This window comes from Paenibacillus sp. SER-28, assembly GCF_052906305.1.
Genome location: NZ_JBRECM010000010.1, coordinates 132,780 through 154,963, shown reverse-complemented (window position 1 = coordinate 154,963; position 22,184 = coordinate 132,780). Strand labels below are relative to the sequence as shown.

Genomic DNA, 22,184 nt, shown 5'->3' with positions numbered 1-22,184 from the left:
ACGACCAAGCTTCTTTATTTCGGAAAAGTTCCGACTGGGTCAAGCAATCCTGTAAGCCAAAAGGCAGTTGTCGCAGAGTATCTTCTGTGATGGCTGCTTTTTTATGTAGTTCGTTCAAGTATTTTCTTCATAAATCCGATTTATTGGATTGAAAAAGGTACTCAGGATAAGGTACTATAACTATATAGTATGCATTTATATTAACTAATTAGTTATTACATTAATAAACTATAGGTAAAGGAGCAACGAAGATGACCAAATTCCAAGATCAAATCATTGCACGTTACAAGTTTGATGATGCAGAGAACGTCGGCAAAGATAGCTCAGGGCAAGGTAACGATGGGGTTGCTTCAGGCACAGTAACACCTACGATTTCCCATGCTACCGGTAGAGCAGCTTTGACGCTTGAGGGAGGCCCCAACGGTACATCGTATATCCAGCTTCCTTCCGATCTATTCAAAGATGTAAGCGATAACACCGGTGTGACGGTTACTGCTTGGGTCAACTTCGGCAGATTCACAGATATGTGGGAACGTGTCTTTGACTTTGGTAAAGCCCATACAGGGCCCTATATGTTCATGACACGGAATCTGCGCGGAACTCTTTTCACCGAGGTAGATTTGTCCGTAGACCCGGGAAGAGGTTTTGTCAGGGATGAGTGGATTCACATAGCCCTGTCTGTGATCGGCACGGAAGGCGGCACATTAAGCAGTGCGGGTCCGGTGGTATATGTCAATGGTGAGGTAGTAGCGGATGGTTCCATCAGTCAAACTTCCAGCGGTAACTATGCCAAGTTGCGTAAATGGTTCGAAACGTTTACAGACTCGTCCAACTACAGCAACAATTTTATCGGTCGCTCCCAGCATGCGGCGGATGTAGACTTTGCCGGCTCCGTTTCAGACTTTCGAATTTATAAAGCAGGCCTGACGGCGGATGAAGTCATTGAGGTCATGTGCGATTCGTTGACAGATGAAGAGATCGTGAAGCTTGCCAGAGATAAATATTTGTCCTTTCCGACGACGATTGTAACCAAGGACATAACTCTGCCAACGGTTCTGATGGGCGGAAGAGTAGAAGTAACCTGGAAATCCAGCCAGCCTGGTATACTCTCTGACAATGGCCAGATTCAGGCGATTACCTCCGCACAAGGGGTTACCGTCACGGCTCTATTGACGAAGGGCTTAAGCCAGATTGAAGAGAGCTTTGAGGTATCCGTTCTTCCTGAACAGCTACCTCCGTATACGCTGACCATTCATGGAAATAAGGAAGTAGTGGATGTCAGTGAAGTGATGTACGGCTTGTTCTATGAAGATATCAATAACGCAGCAGATGGCGGGATTTATGCAGAACTCGTTCAGAATCGCTCCTTTGAATCTTTCGAGTTCGATACGTATTCCCATGCTTCCGGTGAATGCGGCTGCTCTACAGGACGGAACCGTAACCCGTTGTTCGCCTGGTCTGGTGATACGGATAAGATGACTCCACAACATAGCGGTGGATTAAATGAGTTTTTAGGCGCAAAAGACAAAGAAGTGAACTCTTATTATGTGACGGTAGCGGATGGTGCAACGATTCGGAACAAGGGCTTTTCCGACTCTAACCAGAATTGTGCCATGTCCATCCAAGAGGGTGCCAAATATGAGTTTACCATCTGGGCGAAGGCCGATTCAGCGGGCACAATCACACTGCAACTGCAAGACCCAAATGAAAAGGCTATTAGTGATTCGGTTACGATACAGGTGGAAGGCGGCAACACGTGGAAGAAGTACGGCATCGATTCCAAGCTTGTACTGACAGGCTCAGCTACGGTTCTCGGGCAGCTGGCGCTTACATTTGAAGGGGACATTTCGGTTGATATGGTTTCTTTATTCCCACAAGATGTATGGGGCGCAGGAGAGGAAGAGCAATCCCCATCGGCACATGCTAACTTCCAGGGTAATCCTAACTACCGACTGAGAAAAGATTTGGTGAACGCACTGGTTGGCATGCATCCGAAGTTTTTGCGGTTTCCAGGTGGTTGTATTTCCGAGGGTTCATTTATATGGGAAAATGTATACGATTGGAAGGAATCGATTGGGGATATCGAGCTGCGCAAGGAAAACTTTAATGTATGGGGCTATATGATGACCATGGGTCTTGGTTATATGGAATATTTCCAGTTGGCAGAAGACCTGAATGCAGCTCCGCTTCCGGTTATGGCCTGCGGCGTGCTCTGCCAAGCCCGCTCGGATTATGCTCATCCCGCTGGAGGCGCATTGAGAGAATACTATATTAAGAACTTTACGGATCTGATCGACTTTGCGATTAGTGTGGATTTTGAACATAATGAATGGGCTGCTATGCGTAAAAAAATGGGCCATGAAGCTCCGTTCGATCTGCGTTATTTGGGGGTAGGTAACGAGAACTGGGGTACAGAGTTTTTTGCCAACTTTGAAGTGTTCAAAACATCGATTGATGAGTACATGGAGAAAAACTATCCGGGTTATGAGCTACACATCATCTCCACGGTTGGCGCTCAAGCAGACGACGATGCCTATCAGCAGGGCTGGAAGTTCTTAAGCGGTAATATGACCGGTTCGGCTAAGGTTGCTTTTGCAGATGGTAACCAGGTGACGGAAGAAACGGTAACCTGGTATGAGAAGCAAAAGGACTATATGGACACCATTGCAGATGAGCACTATTATCGTTCTAACGAGTACCTGCTGAATAACGTGGACCGCTATAACTACTACTACAGAGCTTATAATGCGGACGGCAGTATAAATTGGAAAGCAACATCAAAGGTTTTTGTCGGGGAGTACGCCTCAACGGATAAAAATACATTGGCAGGCGCTGTAGCAGAGGCAGCGATGATGACGGGCTTCGAAAATAATGCCGATGTCGTTCGGTTGGCTGCCTATGCACCGCTGTTTAACAAGGTGCTGACAGATGGAACCTACAGATGGACGCCAGACTGCATCTGGTTCGATGACGAAACGGTGTGGTTTACGCCGAACTACTATGTACAGCAAATGTATGCTAAATATTTGGGGAATAAAGTATTGAGTACTTCTTTCTCTACTTACAAAAACGGCAAGCCAACGGATCTCATTCCTCAGGGGGGAATTGAAATCGCGACAGGCAATGCCGAGGTTATGATTAAGCGTGTGACTGTTACTTCCAACCAGGATGGCAGTGTGCTGCTGGATCAAGACTTTACCCAGGGATTAAATTCAGCTTGGCAGGTCATTCCCGGTTCCGTGGGCTCAACAGTAGAGGAAGGCAAGGGGCTTGTGCTCAAAGCTCAGAATAGCGGTCTGAATGGTCTGTACATCTTGAACGATAGCTGGGGTAATTACAAGGTAGAGGTGGTCGCCTCCCGTATTTCCGGCACGGACGGCTTTTATGTGGGTGCGGGTCTCACCGATATTTCTGCGGAGAAAAAGGACGTCGTTGAATACGCGATCGGCTATGGCGGCAAGGCTACCGGCGTGAAGGTTTACAAGCAGGGCATAGAAGGCTACACATTGGGTGACTACTCTTCCAGTACAGCGGCAGGTAACTTGAGAGCAGCTAGCTATGAAGAGTTGGCTGACAACACGGACTACACCATAACAGTGAACTACGGCGGTGAAACGGGTAGTAATCTGATTTGCTCATACACCGACGGCGAGACAACCAGCAAGGTGCTGGACTACAAGCTGGAGGCTTACAACAGAGACGTGTTCAACTCGGTAACCCAAGATGCTGAGCATGTATACGTGAAGCTGGTGAATGCCGACAACGTGGATAAGGTAATACAGCTGAATCTACAAGATTTGAGTGTTGAGTCCATCGCTAAGCTGGTTACACTAACCGGCGATTCCTCGCTTGTTCATGTACCTAACGTGAACAAGAAGAATGATGAGAAGGTAGTGCCTACCGAACAGCAGATCATGCTTCATACAGATTCTGTCCTCTTAGACTTACCGGCCAACTCGGTAAATGTGCTGGTGCTGGATCTTAAACCTATTCTCGCTTAAAAACAAAAAGGGGTGTCCCAAGCAGCCGGTTTATGGCTTTTGGAACACCTCTTTTTTTCTATGAATAGGGTCGGAATGTTGAGTTGATTTCCCCGAGGGGCATTACTTCGTGCTTCTGTTTACCAATTCACGCGGGTTGATGCCATCGTCTATCGTTAGCGGGGTAGGGGCTCCCGTAGCGATTCGCTCCCAGGGCACCATTTTAAAGTTCTGATTTAACTTTTTGCCATTTTGAAGATTTTCGTCATCTTGTGCAACGAAGATACCATGCGGGAAATTCTTGCCTAATCCGTAGCCAAGAACATCAATACCGTCTGTGACAGATGTACCATCAACGGTAGGGCTCGCGCTAATCGTGAAGTTGCTTATATATGCATTGTCGCCTTGTCGTTCATAGATCGCATAGCTGCTGTTTCCTTGGCTGGAGGCCATAAGATACCCTTTGCCATCTTTACCGTAATACAATGTAAGTCCCTCTATGTCATCGTGAAGTCTGCGTCCATCTGCAATATCCACACGTCGCAGCGGCTCGGTTGAACCGTCTGGCTCGGCACTATACTTCCAAATAGCGTAATCCTCTTCAGCGATGTAGACCGTGCCATATTCATCATCAGCAACCATGCCTTCGGATTGCGTATTCAGCTTGAACTGGCGGACAAGCTTACCTGCAATTTTGCCGCTTCCGTCGTCAGTCAGCTCATATTGCTCAAATTCACCCTCTTTGCCCAACACGAGCGCGTAAAATTTATCTGTCTTGAGGCTATGGTATAAGCTGAATCCGTACACTTCTTTCATAGATGCTTTAATAGGTTTGCCAACCACGTTGGTCAGCTTTCCTGATGCACCGTCAATGGAAAAGATATCGATCGTGTTGTTGGTTCGATTGGTTGCCCCTGCGATATCAATTTTTTTGCCGCCCAATGTGAAACCGTAACGAAGATCCACGTTATTCATTTTTCCGACCTTCATGTTTTGCAGTTGCTTGCCTTCCAGATCATAGACTAAAATCCCGCCGCCTTTATTGGTTGCTAAAATTCTACTTTTCTCTGGATCGGCCGGGTTGAGCCAGATTGCAGGGTCGTCGGCTGCATCTTCTCCATCCTCCACAGCTTCTGTTTCAGCAGAAGGGATCACTTTATAGGTAGGGACTGCGTCCTTTGGATCTGCATATTTGCTGTTCTCTGCTTCAAGCGCTGTAAGAAGTTTTGTAGGAAGATATACATTTCCATTCATCATCTTAATTTCCCGGTCCGCTTTTCCGCTTAGTCCAGCTAGACGATATTGTTTCTCACCCACTGTAAAGGTCCCGACAATGCCATTTTTCAGCTTGACCAAAACAGACTGGTCATCACTGTCCCATGTAATTGTCGCCCCCATTTTATCTGCCTGTGTTCGTAGTGATGCATACCCGGATGGCTGAATGTCTGCCGCATGGGTCAGTTCTGGTGATACCAGAATCCCCGTTAACATGGCTAATAATGCTAGTTTAGTTGACTTCATATGTATGCCCCTTTTCTGAAGTGAAAATGATATAACCGACTCAGTATAAAGCGAGAATATCAAAAGGATACAATGAAAATGTAAAGAGAATGTAAAGGAGGTGTAAGCATTCAATGGACTGGTTTCCAGTATTGTTGTCTGTAATTCTTGGGAGACATTCCGAATTTTTCTTTAAAGCATTTGGAGAAATAGCTTGCTTGGGAGAATCCCGTTTCCTCCGTAATTTGTTGGACAGACCAGTCAGTTTGCAGCAAAAGACTGCGTCCTTGATCTAGGCGATAATCCATTAAATACTCAAGCGGTGTGCGCTGGAAAGCGACCTTCATGCATCTGGCGAGATAGTTCTGATGTACGTGAAAATGGGTCTCCAAATCTTTATTGGTGATTGTATTTTTGTAATTCTGTTTTAGGTATATTTCGATCTGTTCCGCCAACTTAGAGGAGCTGTCTTTATTATTCTGATCATACTCCAAACTTTGGAAAACACTCGCAAACGTCTGTTGGGCCTCCCATAGTGCCAGTTTTCTAGGTTTTAAAGTAGAGGCTAGTAAATAGTCTAATTTCGAAAATAGCTCATGTGGATTCACCACTTTTTGAATTTTGGGCAAATGAATGGTCGTATGTTCTGAATGAAAGTGCAGCTCGGGAATGGGGGTGCTGGGTATAATAGGATTGGGCGAGGATTGTGCGCACCACATGCTATTGGTTTGAAAATGGAACCAGTAAAAGGAGGTTTGTTCTGTACATGCCTCAATGGGAAAATGATGTTTATCCGGTTCAAGAATGAGAGCGTAATTTTTAGTTACCTTCCACACTTCGTCCTCTTCGCCAATGTGCAGCAATCCTTCTTTAATGATTATTACGTCAAAATAACCCAGATTATACCTATTCGGGTGCCAATCCCCTTTTTGATATGTAGTAAAATTCCCCTCAATGAAATAAGGCAGCGGAGGAACAAGGAATGATAGAAAGTCTGTTTTGCTCATGGAAGCCAGCTCCTTTGTGTGTGAAATCGTATAAGTTTTAGTTAAAGATCGCGATTTTTTTTATAAATTCAGGTTGATAAAATAAGGACTGTAGCAAGGGGAGCTCAGGTTAGCTTGTACGATATTATCATTACTTTATCCTTATTTTCTCAAAAATGAAAGCGTTCTATTTCCAGGAAGGGATGTTTATCCAATGAAAACGGCAAAGCCAGTTAAGCATGTCATCGTTGACGATTTATTTTGGAAAAAGTATAAGCAGGTTGTGGCGGAAGAGGTTATTCCTTATCAGTGGAAAGCATTAAATGATGAATTACCAGATACAGAACCCAGTCATGCGATTGAAAACTTTAGGATTGCAGCCGGGGAATCTAGTGGGGAGTATTATGGAACCGTTTTCCAGGACAGTGACCTTGCCAAATGGCTGGAGACGGTTGCCTTTAGCTTAAGGGATCATCCGAATCCTGCGCTTGAAGAGCGGGCTGATGAAGTGATTGAATTGTTGGGAAGAGCTCAAGCTGAGGATGGGTATCTAAATACGTACTATCTGCTTAAGGAACCCAACAATCGCTGGACCAACTTAAGAGACAATCATGAGCTGTATTGTGCAGGGCATTTTATAGAAGCGGCTGTTGCTTATTATGAAACGACGGGCAAAACGAAGTTTCTTCACATTATGGAGAAATACGTAGACCTGATTCAGCAGGTTTTTGGTACGGAAGAAGGTAAACGGAAAGGCTATCCGGGACATGAAGAAATTGAGTTGGCCTTGATCAAATTATACGACGTAACTGCAAAGGATCAATATCTCAAATTAGCGCAATATTTTATTGAACAGCGGGGACAGCATCCTATTTACTTTGCAGAGGAACAAGAACAGAGAAAACATATTCAAACAGAGCCCACCTGGAATGATGATAACAATATTAATTTTGGCTTAGGCTTCGAATACCAGCAAGCACACCAACCTGTGCGGGAACAAAAAGAGGCAGTCGGCCATGCGGTAAGAGCGGTGTATCTGTATATTGCAATGGCGGACTTGGCCGCGAAAACAGGGGATGCTTCCCTGTTACAAGCCTGTGAAACGCTGTGGGATGATGTAACGAATCACAAAATGTACATCACCGCAGGGATCGGTTCTACTGTAAACGCGGAAGCATTCACTTGCCATCACGATCTTCCCAATGACAGTATGTACTGTGAGACTTGCGCCTCTGTAGGGCTGGCCTTTTGGGCCAATCGTATGCTGCGTTTAGCGCCAGACCGGAAATACGCCGATGTTCTGGAGCGTGCGCTATACAACGGGACGATTAGTGGGATGGACCTGGATGGGAAACGATTTTTCTACGTGAATCCGTTGGAGGTTAATCCCTTTCAAAAATCCAGAAAAGATCAGGAGCATGTAAAAACAGAACGGCAAAAATGGTTTTTCTGCGCCTGCTGTCCGCCCAATTTGGCACGAATGATTGCATCAGTTGAGGACAATATGTATACCCAAACGGACGATACGTTGTATACGCATCTGTACATTGCCAGCAAGGTGAACATGACTTTATCTGGTCATGAGGTTGAAATTACACAAACTCATCATTATCCATGGGACGCGGATCTAACCTTTTCGATCCACGTAACAGAGCCGACTTCCTTCAAATGGGCACTACGGATTCCTGGGTGGTGCAAGCAGGCAGAGGTAAAGGTGAATGGGGAAACCATATCATTAGACCGTCTGGAAAAAGGCTATATCGAGATTCAGCGCACTTGGAAGGACGGAGATGTGGTAACTCTGCATCTGGCTATGCCGGTTGAGCGCATTCGGAGTAATCCACTGGTCTCCATGAACCAGCAGCAAATTGCTCTCCAACGCGGACCAGTCGTGTTCTGTCTGGAAGAAGTGGATAATGGAGCGAATTTGGCAGGATTAAGATTGACGAAGGATAGCCTCATTACAGAAGAGTTCAGCGAAAATCTGCTGGGTGGCATTGTAAAGCTGACCATAGAGGGATACCGGGTAAAAAATTCGAATGCATTATATAGCTCGGAGCCTCCTGAATTTGTTCCTCAACAAATTACCGCCATTCCTTACTACGCCTGGTGCAATCGGGCCAAAGGGGAAATGCGTGTATGGGTTTATGAATCATAATTCATTCGCATGGGGAGAGGAAAGATCATGAGTACGAGAATTGTGAGTACGGAACCACCGGAAAAGACAGCCAGCACCGTTCCTTTTCATCGTAAAATCAGCTATTCATTAACGGATACAGCAGGCAATCTACTATACTGTGTTATTTCCAGTTATCTATTATATTTTTATACAGATGTATTCGGACTTTCTATCGGGATTGCCGGGACATTACTATTTATCACCCGTTTTATCGATGCCATTGATGCCCCGATTTGGGGCATCCTGATTGACCGAACCAAGTCAAAATACGGCCAGAGCAGACCCTATTTTCTATGGTTAGCGATCCCGTTCGCTGTGTTCATGGTCCTTACGTTTACGACACCCAATTGGAGTGAGTCGGGCAAAATTGCATATGCCGCCATTACGTATATTATAGCCGGCATCCTGTACACAGGGATCAGTACGCCGATTACGTCTATTCTGCCTAATCTGAGCACCAATTCTAACGAACGCGTAGTCTTGAACTCCTTCCGTATGGTCGGGGGGAACGTAGGTTTCTTCATTGCCACGACGTTTACATTACCTTTGGTCGCTTTCTTTGGACAGGGGAATGATCAAAAAGGATTTTCCTTAACGCTCGTTTTATTTGGTATCATGGCGATTATTATGTTTTTCATAGCGTTTGCCGATTTGCGAGAAAATGCAGCAGTGAAAACGAAATCTGTTCCCATTGCTAAAAGCTTTACAGCCATCAAACGAAACTGGCCCTGGATGCTCGTTGTAGCTGCCAACTTGTGTTACTGGATTGGTTTGAATATTCGTTCAGCAACGCTAATTTTTTATCTGCAATACAACCTGGACAGTAAGGACTTAGTGCCTTTAATCAATGGACTGACCTCCTTGCAATTGATCTCGATGGTTCTGATTCCGTTTTTCGCCAGAAAATTAAGTAAAAATGCAATTATGATTATCGGATTGATATTAGCTGCGCTGGGGCAAGTCGTGATTTTAATGGGCAGTACAGACTTAACCCTCATTATTATCGGCTGGATTATTGGTGCGTTAGGATCAGGCTTTGCATGTTCTATGCCGTTTGCGATGTTGTCAGATACAGTCGATTATGGGGAATGGAAAAATGGTATTCGGGCAAGTGGTTTCCTGACCTCGATTGGAAGCGCATTCTGTATTAAAGCGGGTAGCGGAATCGGCGGATTATTGCCAGCACGGATCATGGGCAGCACCGGTTATATCGCTGGGCAAGTTCAAACTCCTACGGCGTTGTCTGGCATTCAGTTTAGCTTTATCTGGCTGCCATTTATCGTCTTCTTGATCGGAATCATTCCTATGTTTTTTTATAAAAAATTCGAAAAGAATGAAGCTTCTATTCAACAAGATTTAATTGCGAGAAGATCATAGACATTCTCTTAACAATGTTTTAATGACATATTAAAACATTATAATGCTGCTCCAAAACCTGTTCACTGAGCTGAGCAGGTTTTTCTGTTGTTTTCTATTCAAATGTGAGCAAGACCATTGACAGGATTTTCTTTTGGAGTAATACTTCTATGTAGAGAAAAGTGTACAGAATCAAGAACTAGACACATCTAGCCTTGCAACTTTATACATTTTTTCGCCATGAAGGCTCTTCTGTTGAAGGGTTTTTTTCAATTTGAGAAAAAGAATGTGATGATATGAGTCAACTGAGTGTAAGGATGAGAACACATGGCTTTCTGAATAAGCATTTTTCAGGAGAGTCTATTGACTATCGACAGATTATTGCGCTGTTTATCCCGCTTTTGATTGATCAGGCTTTTATCGTGGGTCTTAATTTGGTGAACACGGCAATGATTAGCTCGTCGGGAATGGCGGCAGTCAGTGCTGTAAATATGATCGATTCTTTGAATATTTTTCTGATTAATGTGTTTGTTGCAGTGTCTACCGGGGGAACGGTTGTCGTGGCACAGTATAAGGGGAGCGGTAACGACCTCATGGTCTCTAAAGCCGCATCCGGCACCATTTCCTCCGTTTCCTTGCTGGCTTTATGTATCAGTTTGTTTATGATCGTGTTGTACAATCCGATTTTAAGTGTTCTGTTTGGTTCCGCCTCGCCTGATGTATTAGCCAATGGTAAGGTATATCTGCTGGGAAGCTGTATGTCTTTTGTGGGGATTGCAATCGTTGAGGCAGTGTGTGGAGCGCTGAGAGGAATCGGGAAGACGAGGGCATCGCTGGCTCTTTCGCTCATCATGAACCTCTCGTACGTGCTCCTCAATGTGGTATTCATTAATGTATTAGATATGGGTGTGCTGGGCATGACGATTGCCGTCAATGTGTCCAGATATGCAGGGGCAGTGTGCGCATTGATCTATTTGGTCAGAGTAGATGACGACTTGCGTGTTCAGCTTAGAGATATGCTTTATTTTAATCTGGCTATGCTTAAAAAGATTCTGTTTATCGGGCTTCCCTTTGCAGCGGAACAGATGTTTTTCAATGGGGGCAAAATTTTGACCCAAATTTTCATTGTGAGTCTGGGGACCAATGCATTGGCGACGAATGCCATTTGCTCATCCCTAGCTAACGTGTTCCAAATCCCTGCGAATGCTTTGGCTCTTACGATTGTAACCGTGGTCGGTCAATGTATGGGACGTCGAAATGTCGAGGATGCCCGGAAGTTTACCAAATCGTTTATTTGGCTGTCGTCTTGTTCGTTTATTGTAATGGGGCTCATACTGATGCCTTTGTTTGAGCCGATGGTGGGGCTGTTTCATCCGCCTGCTGAAATCGTAGATGACATTTTTGTTGTCATACTGATTAATACGTTGGCCCAGATTCCGCTCTGGTCCATTGCCTTTATTACACCCTCTGCGCTTAGGGCAGCAGGTGATTCAAAATTTACGTCCCTCACCTCAATGCTGTCCATGTGGTTGTGCCGGGTGGTGCTCGGGTATATTTTGGGCATTGTGTTCAACCTGGGGATTGTTGGTGTCTGGCTGGCCATGGATATTGAATGGGGCGTGCGGGGACTCGTTTTCCTTTGGCGCTTCCGCGGCAACAAATGGGTCCAGCATCGTTTGATCGACTGAATAGGTCCACTACCATAAAATTGACTTCTGGATGAAGGCATTTTACGGTAGTGGATTTTTTTCTATTCCTATACTTCGTTCAGATCTCTTACCCTATCCTGATCCCTATATTGCCTAACTGCGCTCCCTGCTGCATACGGTGGAAGGCTTGTGCTGTGTCTTGTAGAGGAAATACGCTATCTATAATCGGATGGAGTGCATGGCGCTCCATGAACTGAAGCATAGCTACGAATTCCTCGCCACTGCCCATAGAGGTGCCGATGATGCTGATTTGAGGGAAAAATATAGACCGCAGTGGAATCTCTATTCGGTCTCCTGAGCTTGCGCCAAATGTAACAATCCGACCGTTCGGCTTGAGGATATCCAAATATTTATCGAACGTAGCAGGACCGATACTGTCAAGGACCAGATCCACGGTGTCTCCGTTCATACTTTCTTTCCATTCGCTATGGCTGTCGAATGCATGATTAGCGCCATGAGCGAGGGCAGCCTGCCTTTTTGCTTCGTTGCGTGACGTGGCGGTGACCCGTGCGCCTGCTGCTAAAGCCATAAGCATGGCATACGTGGCTACACCACCGCCAATACCGGGAATGAGGACGTGCTCACCCTCCTGCAATTGGCCTCTTGTGAAGAGCGCGCGATAAGCGGTCAAAGCAGACAAAGGCAGCACCCCTGCTTCTTCCCATGAAAGGTATGCTGGCTTGCTGACCGCATTTTGGACGGGGATGATAACCGATTCAGCGAATGTCCCGTCTGAAGGTCCGCCCAGAATGGCTGGAACCAAGGGAACATGATGCGTATTCTCCCATCCGATACATGGATTGATAATTACATCAGTACCTACTAGCGAGGTTGGGACACCATCACCCACAGCCTCGATCACGCCTGCTCCATCCGACCCCAGAATGAGTGGAGCATCGTGGGCTGTTCGATCCGCCATGAGGAACAGATCCCGATGGTTTAAGCCTGCAGCTTTAAGTCTTACCTTCACTTCGTTGTGCCACGGCTGTCTGTCCGTGATGTCTGTATACATCAGGCCCTCAGGGCCGCTTTTGCTGGCATGGATTACGGCTTTCATTTTAAAACCTCCCGTGGTTCGAATTTAGATGCAATTGCATGTATATTGAATTGTACAGAGCGGCAAGCGTCCGGTAAAATGAACAAAATCGAATGTGAGTATCATAAATGATCATACCAAGCAGGTGACATATACATGGAAAGCAGTGATTTGAAAATTTTTCAGGCTGTCGCTCGCGAGGGCAGTATCACGAAGGCTGCGCAAGTTTTGAATTATGTACAGTCCAATGTGACCTCGCGGATTCAGCAGCTTGAGGCACAACTGAACGTACCGCTATTTCGTCGATCTAATCGGGGAATGACGTTAACGCCGGCAGGAGAGAACCTGCTGAAATACGCGGATACCATACTGACCTTGCTCGACGAGGCTGTAAAGTCCACTCAATATTCAGACCATCCTGCGGGACCTTTGCGACTGGGATCGATTGAGACGGCGGCGGTTACGCATCTGACTTCTTTATTGACGGAGTATCACGCTCAATATCCTGATGTCCATCTATCGCTTATGACAGGCAGCACCCATGATCTCGTACAAAAGGTATTGAATTACGAATTAGATGGAGCGTTCGTCTATGGCCCCGTCGATGATCCGCATATAGAGTATGTTGCAGCTTTTGAAGAGGAATTGGTGCTCATCTCGGAACCAGGGAAAAAGGACATGAACGAGCTGCTTGCCAAGCCTATGCTGTTTTTCGACGTAGGGTGCACGCATCGTACAAGAGCGGAAAGCTTTCTGAGTGAAGCAGGTGTGGCTGCGTATCAGGTTATGGAGTTTGGGACATTGGAAGTCATTTTGGGTGGTGTAGCCTCTGGCCTGGGAGTGTCCATGCTGCCACAATCGTCGATTGCAAAGGCAGAGGAGGCGGGAAGTATTGCTTCTCATCGTTTACCTGAAAAATATCGCAAATTAGAGGTGTGGTTTGTTCATCGGCGGGATTCGGTTTACTCCAGTGCACTGTCAGGCTTGCTCCGCTGGATGAAAAAGGATGTTATACTTAACTGGGATTAAATTGACATCAGGGGTGTATCATTTGGAAGAACAAGATGTAACGAACAATCCATCTACAGTAGCTCCGGGACCATATGCGACGTATGGCAACTACCATCGACGAGAACCGGATAAGATGGCGGTATTATCAGAAACATACGGAGGCTCTATCTTCTTCAGAAGATGGGCGGCCTGGATGATTGACTTCATTCTTATCGTCTTCGGGTATGGAGGGCTGGTTTATTTTACAGCGAAAAAAGTATCTGAAGTAGGAACCCCAAATATGGGCATGGTAGTGATGCTCTTCCTGATGGGCTCCTTCTGCTATTATTTATTGCTGGAAGGACTTACAGGCTATACGCTGGGTAAGTTTGTACTTCGCATTCAGGTCGTAAATGGAGAAGGGAAACCGCCGGGCATTGTGAAATCCTTGATCCGTACCCTTATACATTTGGTGGATACGAATCCGCTGCTTTTCTTCGGGCTACCCGCTGGTATATGTGTGCTGGTGACACCTCGGAAACAACGGATTGGAGATATGGCTGCGAATACGTATGTGGTTAAGGTACGGGATTTGGGGACAGTGAGCAGAAAAAAAACCGGAATTTTGTCCGGGGTAATCATCCTGATGACGATCATTTCGGTCATCTTCGCTGTATCCCTTATTTCTTCGCTCATCACACAAATGGTGAAGCCCGAGGTTTTTGTTAGTAAGGATGATCAGTTTGCGGTTACGGCTCCGTGGAATTGGTCACGAGATGATAGGATTAATGAGGACGCGGACATCTCCATTAAAAATGAATTTACCGAAAGATATCTGATTGTATTGTCTGAACCGAAAAGCGATTTTGACAGCAGTATGACTCTTCAAGAATATAAAGGAATCATTGAGGATCATTTGGTGTCAGGAATTATGGACCCTGAATTGGGGAACCCTTCCGACATCGAGGTAAATGGATACCCTGCCATCGAATTTACCCTGAAAGGAGAAGTGGAAGGTACTCCAATTATGTATAACGTGACTACGATTGAAACACCTTCGCATTATCATCAGGTGCTTGCCTGGACCTACGCTTCCCGATACAGTAGGGCACAGCAAGAGCTGCTCAAGATTAGAGACAGCTTCCGTGAAATGAACATGCTGTGAAGTGAACATGAAGCAATAACGATGATTCGAAGGTATAAGGCAGTAAGCAGAACAAGCAGACAGCTTATAGGAGCGTCTGCTTGTTGTTATATAAGCTTACTTTAAAAAATGAACAATTAAAACGGAGTAGGCGGAATAGTAGATTTATATAAATAATTTGATCATACAATAGAATGTCTGATTATCCGCAATCCGGCCACTTTCGCCACCTTACCTTGTGGATGGGCTGTGAATTGAATCGTCACTTCATTCTTGTGGCCCGTCACAGATAGAGGAAGCTCATAGGTGAACGTTTCGAATTTATTCATTTCCTCAGACTCCAGCTTGCCTTCCCCTAAAATCTGACCATCCGCAGTGATGTCAAAGTCACCATGAGGACGGCTCAAGTCCTTCAAATAAGTGACCGCCAATTGGACAGGCTCATCCGGAAGCACCTTCATGACAAAAGAGAACCAGCCCCCTGGCCAGGTATCGCGATATTTGCGGTTATAGATGGACCCCAGACCTACATGCTCACCAGTAAAGGCATGATCCCGTTCAGGTTGCATTTCGGCAGGCTGCACAACGTCCACTGTAAGTCGTTCCAGCTCTAGCTGATACGCTAACGCGGTACGATATTCTGCCTCTGTTGCTACCCATTCCTCCTGGGAAAAGAGATCCCAATAGACGGTATATGAACGATCATACATCTGATAAAACGGACGAAGCTTCAAGTCTCCGATATAGCCTAAGTCGGTCATATGGAACGTATTAGGCTCGTTCCCGTCAGCAATCAGCTTCGTTGTCAGGGAATCGGCCGATCCGATCAGAACAGACGCAAGCAGACGTTCCTCGTTGGACTCCTGTTCAACAGGGCCAAGGTCCCCAGCCAGTACAAGCGGGCCGTACATAAATGCAATTCGGCGCGGATTGTCCGGCATTTCCTCGACTCTCACGGTCATAGGAATGTCGTACTCGATCGTATCCCCATTGTTCCATTTCCGTTCAATTACAACGTAGCTGGTAGGACAAGCCTCTGTGACGTACTCTTCCCCGTTGATTTTAATTATCATCCCTTGCTCCGCCCAATGCGGGCATCTTAACTTGATCGCGAAGGATTTGGGCTCCTTGCTGATGACGCGTAGCGTTCCCCGTCCATTTTGCGGAAAGAGAGTGTCTTGTTTGAGCTGTACGCCCATCTCGTCCCATGTCACGGTAGAAGGGACATATTGATTGACATAGATCGTTTCTGGCGTGTGAAAATAAATCGCAGTGCCGTACATGGAGTGACTTTCCATACCGGAACCGACACAGCATGTAAAATCCTCATATTGAGAATTAAAGGACTTGTGTCCTCCCATTTCCAGCGATACAAAATAGCACACACGTCCATCGACAGGCTGCTGTGAAGCCAGGATATGATTGAACATCGCTCGTTCATAGTAGTCGGCATAGGCTGCATAGGCATCCCACTCGAACATATGTCTTGTTAATTTCAGCATATTGTAGGTGTTACAAGTTTCACAGGTACCTTCACCCAAACGGTCATTCAGCTTCCCGGGTTCACCAAAATGTTCATTATAGCTATTGCCGCCGATCACGTAGGAATGCTTGTGAACAACCCGATCCCAGAAAAAGCGGGAGAGGTCCGCATATTGCAGTTTGCCCGTCATTTCAAATTGCCGTGCAGCGCCAATGATTTTGGGAATTTGCGTATTGGCATGTCGCCCTGCCAACGTATCTTGGCTATCCGCGAGATCATTGAGCACCTCTCCGTGATAAAAGCGTTCCGCCAGGCTCAAAAAGCGTTCTTCTCCCGAATGTTCCGCCAAATCCGTTAGAACTTCATTCATACCGCCAAACTCGCAATGCAGCACCTGCTGCACCTGATCATCGTCCAGCCCTTGAAGTACATCCTCCAGCCAGTTGCCGAGTTTGATTTCTATAGACAGGGCCTTGGGATGATGCGCCAGCAGATGTGCATCACGCAAGCCCGCAAAAAGTTTGTGCATGGTATATAGTGGCACCCAACCGCCGTTCAGATCAAAGCCCTGGGAGCGAATATCTCCGGCTTTTACTTCCTCGAAAATCTCTTTCCCACGTGGAATGCCGGAAATGTATCCGTTTCCATGACTGTTTTGGCATATTTCCAGTTCGTCGACTACATAGTTCACGCGTTCCAACAGTCTTTCGTCGCCTGTGGAGGCAAACATCAGCGCACATCCGGACAGGTAGTGACCGAGTGTATGTCCGCTGATGCCACGCGCTTCCCAGCCTTCATAGTGAGCCGCTTTGGGCTTCAGTCCCGCATATTCACGAAAGCGCGATAATAAACGGTCGGATTCCAAACTCAGCAGGTAGGCCGTATTCAGTTTCATCGCATGTAAAAGAGGGCCGGAATCAATTCTTACTTTATGCAAGTTAAAAGCTTTAGCTTTCAAAATCATCGCTCCTTAGCTAAGATGAAAGTGTATATTTCTCCACTACATTAGCATTGCAATCGCGGTATGTCAGTAGCTTAACCATACAATGGGTGGACAAATCCGAACATGAATTTAAAGAGGCGATAACATGACCTATCTAAAAGTAAATGTAGATGCTCCGATCCAACTGATCTCGGCAGGCGAGTTTGTTAACGAGGTACCTTGGAAGCATATGAGTCGTTCCATTGAGAATTTTGAGCTGATCCTGGGTGTCCAAGAGACGGTATATATACGGGAGGAACGGGAAGATTTTGAAGTAGGAGAGGGAGATATTCTATTGCTTTACCCCGGTCGTACGCATAAAGGATACCGGGAATCTTTGCCGGGCGTGAAATTTTATTGGTTCCATTTCGATGTTCCCACGACCCCGAATGTATTATCTAATGAGGAAATGAAGCAGGAAACAAGTGCTTTGGATGGACGTTTGCAGCGTCACGGTGTGATGCGGGATATCTATTTACCGCAATGTGTACAGGCAGATAACGGAGATCGGATTCATATTATCGTCAATCAGATTTTGCATGTAGCCAACTCACATTATCTTACGTATCACAGCGCAAATTATTTGTTCACCTCGCTACTGATCGAGATATCTGAATTGGCGCTCAGCCGCTTGCTTTCCAATCCTGCCAGTTCACAGGGAAATGTGAGTTTTAACAAAATTATTGAGTGGACCCGTATTCATGCTGAAGAACCGCTGACCGTGACGGATTTAGCTCGAAAATTCAATTACAACAAGGATTATATCTCTCGTTTGTTCAAGCAAAATACAGGCATGCGTCCCCTGGAGTTCATTCATAGTATTCGTATTAACAAAGCCAAAGAGTTGATTTCCCGTACAGATATGAGCATTAAGCAGGTTGCCGAAGAGGCAGGATATACCGATGAGAAATATTTTATGCGTTTGTTCAAAAAGAGAGCCCATATGACTCCTTCCCAATACCGGAATGCCTATCACAAAACATTTATGAACAATGTATAGTGCATTTCCGCTTGGATCGTAAATGCAGAGCTGGATGTATCCACCATTCGCTTGCAGCGAAGATCGATGATTTGACCGAGGACTGACCAACCTGTCACCAGAGAAATAGCTTGTCAGACTGTAATTTGGTAATCTGATATAAGAGATTAAATGAGAGCAAGTAATACATAATACTTCAATGTAAAGGGGCGAGTGAGATGCTACAACCACCATTAAAGGATGAACTGACTCGAATACTGGAAGGGCATTCACTGGATGAAGATTTAAAAGAAGAGATTCATCAGGAAGCTGAAGTTACTATACAATTTCATGTGGAGCATGAGGAAAACTACGAACACATTGGAAATAGTCGGATCGCCGGCTATCCAGACCTGCCACCCACAATAGAGTGGCCTTGTAGTTCAGACGGGGAATATTATACATTTATTGCTCAAATTAATTTGGGGGAGCTACCTTTTTCACCATTTGAGGGATTGCCTCATCAGGGCATACTTTACTTTTTTCTTGGGCTGGATGAGCCCGCCTATGATATTGACCATAAAATCTTTTACTATAACGGTGACAGCAGCGTTTTGCAGAAAACATTACCGCCCGCTGGGCGCGTAGAGGTGTCAGCGGAACAACGGGGTTTCACCGCGTATGCAATTTCTTTTCATCCGATCCTGACGCTACCATCGGAGGGTGAGCTAGGAGATATTCTTGTAGATCAGTACGAAGAGCTTTATGAGCTTCTATATGAACATAGCGACACGGTGTGGGGGCAACATCAATCTTTTGCCGGGAATACCCGGCGGGATGCTTATCTACGCCGAAACGGGCTGGAGGGTCTTCTGTTTAACTGGCATAAGAGTGAGAGCCAGATTCATAAGGAAATCGAGCAAGCTATGCATAGGGGAAATACGGATTATGCGAAGCATTTACGATCCGAAGTGCTGACTCAGCTGCAAGAATATCAGACGAATCGGGAAAAGCACGATCAGGCTTCGGAAAATTGGCATGTTCTGCTCTCGGTATCTTCTTTGGATGAGGTTGGCATGTGTTGGTGGAACGCAGGGTATTTGGAATTTTTGATTGATCAAAGAGACTTGAAGAACCTTGATTTCTCGAAGACATATGTCAATCTTGCTACGAGCTAGCTAAAGTTCTAGACTGGGAAAATAAAGTATTAAAGGGACGTTGCTTCATTAAGTTGGCAAATAGCAACAAATCACAGATTAGTTTTGCCCACCAGCTCCATAAATCGTGAGAGAGCACTGGTCATGTATGAGTCACGACGCCTTATAAACACAGTGGGCACTGTTCTGTACGGTTCCGGTAATGGATGACAGTTAAGTCTTCCCTGCATCCGTGATTCAACCATAGATATTGGTAAGACGGTGACTCCTAACCCGTTTTCAACGCATTTAAGGACACCCTCTAGAGTGCCATATTCCATCACCTTCATAGGAGCATAGCCATTGTCCTCTAGCCATCGCTGCCAACGTCCCAAATAGATGCAATGCGCGAATGACGAAAGCAGTGGTTCATGTAAAATCAATTCTAATTGGAATGGTTCCGGAGAGTAGCTTGTAATCAAAACTAGAGATTCTTCAAAGACAGGGTATTCAACAATTTCCGGATGAAGAATTGGCCCATCCACAAATGCGCCGTCTACCTTATATTTGAGAATGGTACTAACCTGATCTACAGTAGGTGCCATATATAAGCTTAATTCTACTTGTGGAAATTTCTTGTGATATTGTGTAAAAATCAATGGCAATCGTGTAGAAGCAGTTGACTCCATAGCTCCAATGCGCAAAGTTCCCCGCGGGGCAGAAGAAAGCTTAACTGCCTCAATCGCTTCCTCGAAATCGTAAAGCAACTTGTTTACATGCGGCAACAGTTCACGTCCTGCAGGCGTTAAGGATACCTTCTTATGATATCGATATAACAGGGGAACGCCCAACTCTTGCTCAAGACGTTGTATTCGTGCAGTAACATTGGACTGTACATAATTCAATTTCTCAGCAGCTTTTGTAATGCTTTGTTCAATTGCTACTGCCTTAAACACCTCCAAAGATCTAATGTCCAAAACAACTCTCTCCTTTTTGCATCACAAAATGTGATTATCTATACACTATTTTTTAATTTTACGTGATGCATCGCAGTATGTAAACTTAGTGAATAAGAGGGATTTACACCAAAACCAAGTGATTGAGTACCTCGTTATCTGATGATGAGGAGGAGAATGGGGGAAAAGGAGATTCTAGCCGGGGCAAAATGCAGTACACGTTACCAATAATGAGGAGGGAATCTCATGATTTCGAAGGTCAATGTACAAGATAAATTTTTGCAAATAATTGATTATTGGAATCCCAGAATAGGTGGAGAGTTGAACGATTCATACGTAAAAATGGCAAAGATCAAGGGTGAATTCATTTGGCATCACCATGATCACGAGGACGAAATGTTCTTCGTATGGAAAGGGAGACTACTAATCCGTTTGAGAGACGGTGAAATAGCTGTTAACGAAGGGGAGTTTGTTATTATACCTAAAGGGGTTGAACATCAGCCAATTGCTGAAGAAGAGGTCCATTTACTATTAATCGAACCAAAAACTACTCTAAACACGGGAAATGTGGTAAATGAACGAACCGTTTCGATTCCTCAACGAATTTGATGAAACGCTAGTTGAACAAATAGTCTAAACCTCCTAATAGAAGCAAAACTAGAATTAATTGCCCAAGTAGGAGGCTTTATTATGATTTTAAGCGAACTTTGGCGTCATTATGAAGCGGATAAGCGAAATTCCTAAGTTCTTGATGGAGGAAGATGTAATTCATCTGATGACCTCTTGTCAGATACTAAGAGAAAGAGCTTTACTTGAGTTTCTCTACAGCACAGGCTGCCGAATTGGAGAGGTCGAACTGTATCGTCGATTTTTTTAGTATGTTAGCGGCTGATTCTCCTTTAGAGATCCGCCGCATTCAACTAAAGGGCAGGATAGTTAACAACGAACCAAGTTAATAATATGGTATATTGAACAATAAAAAGGAGGTATTAGTATTAATTACCAATCTATTAATCTGAATGAGAAGTTATCTAAGTTTAATGAGCATTGGTCTCCGAAAGTCATTGGTGAAATGAATGACTATCAATTTAAATTGGTCAAGATAGATGGGGATTTTGTATGGCACGATCATCAAGATACCGACGAGGTGTTTATCGTGCTCGAAGGGGAGATGTTCATCGATTTCCGAGATGGCCAAGTAAAGATTTCCCAAGGGGAGATGTTTATTGTACCAAGGAGTGTCGAACACAAAACTTTCGCTAACCAGGAGTGTCATATCATGTTGGTAGAGCCCAGGGGCGTAGTAAACACTGGCGAGACTGAGTCAGAATTAACAGCAGTCAATGATATTTGGATCTAATGCATTTAGCTTCAGTTCGATTACATCGTTAAAGTAACGGGACACGTTAACTAAACATTAAGGGGTAGTATGCCATTTGGCAGCTGCTCCTTTTTCATTAAATCAACGGGTAGGGGGTTAGAATTAATGACCGATATAGGAGTGGTTATTATGAAACGTGGGGGAGTAAAAATGCCAAATAGTATGTGTTTAGGGTGTCAATTTGCAAATAAAATAATTGAAACGAACACTGTTTATGAGAACGATTACGTTGCTTGCATTCTGGATATCGCACCATTAAATGAGGGCATGTTCTCATACTTCCTAAAAAACATTACCACGGAGTCGGTGACTTGGACGAAATTACTGCCAACGAGATTATGAAGGCATCTATAATGCTAAAAAAGATTGATAGTAACACAATTCCATCCTGATGGGATAACCTTCATT

16 protein-coding genes are annotated in these 22,184 nt (G+C 45.0%); 11 read left to right on the top strand and 5 right to left on the bottom strand.

The window, feature by feature from the left end; translation table 11 throughout:
• Positions 1-251 precede the first annotated feature (251 nt).
• Positions 252-4,001, top strand: coding sequence for an alpha-L-arabinofuranosidase C-terminal domain-containing protein (locus ACUYLD_RS20470; RefSeq protein WP_446675869.1), 3,750 nt, complete (start codon positions 252-254; stop codon positions 3,999-4,001).
• A 102-nt stretch (positions 4,002-4,103) separates the two neighbouring features.
• Here the strand turns inward: ACUYLD_RS20470 and ACUYLD_RS20465 are convergent, their stop codons facing one another.
• Together ACUYLD_RS20465 and ACUYLD_RS20460 are read right to left on the bottom strand one after the other, a co-directional pair.
• Complete coding sequence (locus tag ACUYLD_RS20465; protein ID WP_446675868.1) at positions 4,104-5,501, bottom strand: phytase; 1,398 nt, start codon at positions 5,499-5,501, stop codon at positions 4,104-4,106.
• Between the two features lie 110 nt (positions 5,502-5,611).
• Positions 5,612-6,487: a helix-turn-helix transcriptional regulator gene (locus tag ACUYLD_RS20460; RefSeq protein ID WP_061830230.1), complete on the bottom strand. Its 876-nt coding sequence runs from the start codon at positions 6,485-6,487 to the stop codon at positions 5,612-5,614.
• 193 nt (positions 6,488-6,680) lie between these two features.
• On the opposite strand from ACUYLD_RS20460, the gene ACUYLD_RS20455 reads away from it, so the two are divergent.
• The 3 genes from ACUYLD_RS20455 to ACUYLD_RS20445 all read left to right on the top strand — a co-directional run bounded on the left by ACUYLD_RS20455 (position 6,681) and on the right by ACUYLD_RS20445 (position 11,689).
• Positions 6,681-8,624 (top strand): glycoside hydrolase family 127 protein, encoded by a 1,944-nt coding sequence (locus tag ACUYLD_RS20455; RefSeq protein ID WP_442435675.1) that lies wholly within the window; start codon positions 6,681-6,683, stop codon positions 8,622-8,624.
• A 27-nt stretch (positions 8,625-8,651) separates the two neighbouring features.
• Positions 8,652-10,022, top strand: coding sequence for a glycoside-pentoside-hexuronide (GPH):cation symporter (locus ACUYLD_RS20450; protein WP_446675867.1), 1,371 nt, complete (start codon positions 8,652-8,654; stop codon positions 10,020-10,022).
• Between the two features lie 275 nt (positions 10,023-10,297).
• On the top strand, positions 10,298-11,689 hold the full coding sequence (locus ACUYLD_RS20445) for an MATE family efflux transporter (protein WP_103048395.1): 1,392 nt from the start codon (positions 10,298-10,300) through the stop codon (positions 11,687-11,689).
• 88 nt (positions 11,690-11,777) lie between these two features.
• Here the strand turns inward: ACUYLD_RS20445 and ACUYLD_RS20440 are convergent, their stop codons facing one another.
• The gene (locus tag ACUYLD_RS20440; RefSeq protein WP_446675866.1) at positions 11,778-12,767 is read right to left on the bottom strand and encodes a zinc-binding dehydrogenase; all 990 of its coding nucleotides are present in this window, start codon (positions 12,765-12,767) and stop codon (positions 11,778-11,780) included.
• 135 nt (positions 12,768-12,902) lie between these two features.
• Between ACUYLD_RS20440 and ACUYLD_RS20435 the strand changes: the two genes are divergently transcribed.
• Positions 12,903-13,775, top strand: coding sequence for a LysR family transcriptional regulator (locus tag ACUYLD_RS20435; protein WP_446675865.1), 873 nt, complete (start codon positions 12,903-12,905; stop codon positions 13,773-13,775).
• Positions 13,753-14,901 carry an RDD family protein gene (locus ACUYLD_RS20430; protein WP_322174181.1) on the top strand — a complete coding sequence of 383 codons (1,149 nt, stop codon included), beginning with the start codon at positions 13,753-13,755 and terminating at the stop codon, positions 14,899-14,901. The genes ACUYLD_RS20435 and ACUYLD_RS20430 overlap by 23 nt, the downstream gene beginning before the upstream one ends.
• A 161-nt stretch (positions 14,902-15,062) precedes the next feature.
• Here ACUYLD_RS20430 and ACUYLD_RS20425 read toward each other — a convergent pair whose 3' ends face one another.
• A complete protein-coding gene (locus tag ACUYLD_RS20425) occupies positions 15,063-17,321 on the bottom strand; it encodes a beta-L-arabinofuranosidase domain-containing protein (RefSeq protein WP_446675864.1) in 2,259 nt (752 codons plus the stop codon).
• Between the two features lie 130 nt (positions 17,322-17,451).
• Between ACUYLD_RS20425 and ACUYLD_RS20420 the strand changes: the two genes are divergently transcribed.
• The gene (locus tag ACUYLD_RS20420) at positions 17,452-18,345 is read left to right on the top strand and encodes an AraC family transcriptional regulator (RefSeq protein WP_446675863.1); all 894 of its coding nucleotides are present in this window, start codon (positions 17,452-17,454) and stop codon (positions 18,343-18,345) included.
• A gap of 197 nt (positions 18,346-18,542) precedes the next feature.
• Positions 18,543-19,481: a YwqG family protein gene (locus tag ACUYLD_RS20415; RefSeq protein WP_446675862.1), complete on the top strand. Its 939-nt coding sequence runs from the start codon at positions 18,543-18,545 to the stop codon at positions 19,479-19,481.
• A gap of 71 nt (positions 19,482-19,552) precedes the next feature.
• Here the strand turns inward: ACUYLD_RS20415 and ACUYLD_RS20410 are convergent, their stop codons facing one another.
• The gene (locus ACUYLD_RS20410) at positions 19,553-20,416 is read right to left on the bottom strand and encodes a LysR family transcriptional regulator (RefSeq protein ID WP_446675861.1); all 864 of its coding nucleotides are present in this window, start codon (positions 20,414-20,416) and stop codon (positions 19,553-19,555) included.
• 225 nt (positions 20,417-20,641) lie between these two features.
• On the opposite strand from ACUYLD_RS20410, the gene ACUYLD_RS20405 reads away from it, so the two are divergent.
• The 3 genes from ACUYLD_RS20405 (at position 20,642) to ACUYLD_RS20395 (ending at position 22,118) form a co-directional block, all read left to right on the top strand.
• On the top strand, positions 20,642-21,004 hold the full coding sequence (locus ACUYLD_RS20405; protein WP_013308297.1) for a cupin domain-containing protein: 363 nt from the start codon (positions 20,642-20,644) through the stop codon (positions 21,002-21,004).
• 385 nt (positions 21,005-21,389) lie between these two features.
• A complete protein-coding gene (locus ACUYLD_RS20400) occupies positions 21,390-21,755 on the top strand; it encodes a cupin domain-containing protein (protein WP_069290827.1) in 366 nt (121 codons plus the stop codon).
• A gap of 126 nt (positions 21,756-21,881) precedes the next feature.
• Positions 21,882-22,118 carry a hypothetical protein gene (locus tag ACUYLD_RS20395; protein WP_446675860.1) on the top strand — a complete coding sequence of 79 codons (237 nt, stop codon included), beginning with the start codon at positions 21,882-21,884 and terminating at the stop codon, positions 22,116-22,118.
• The last annotated feature ends 66 nt before the right edge of the window (positions 22,119-22,184 follow it).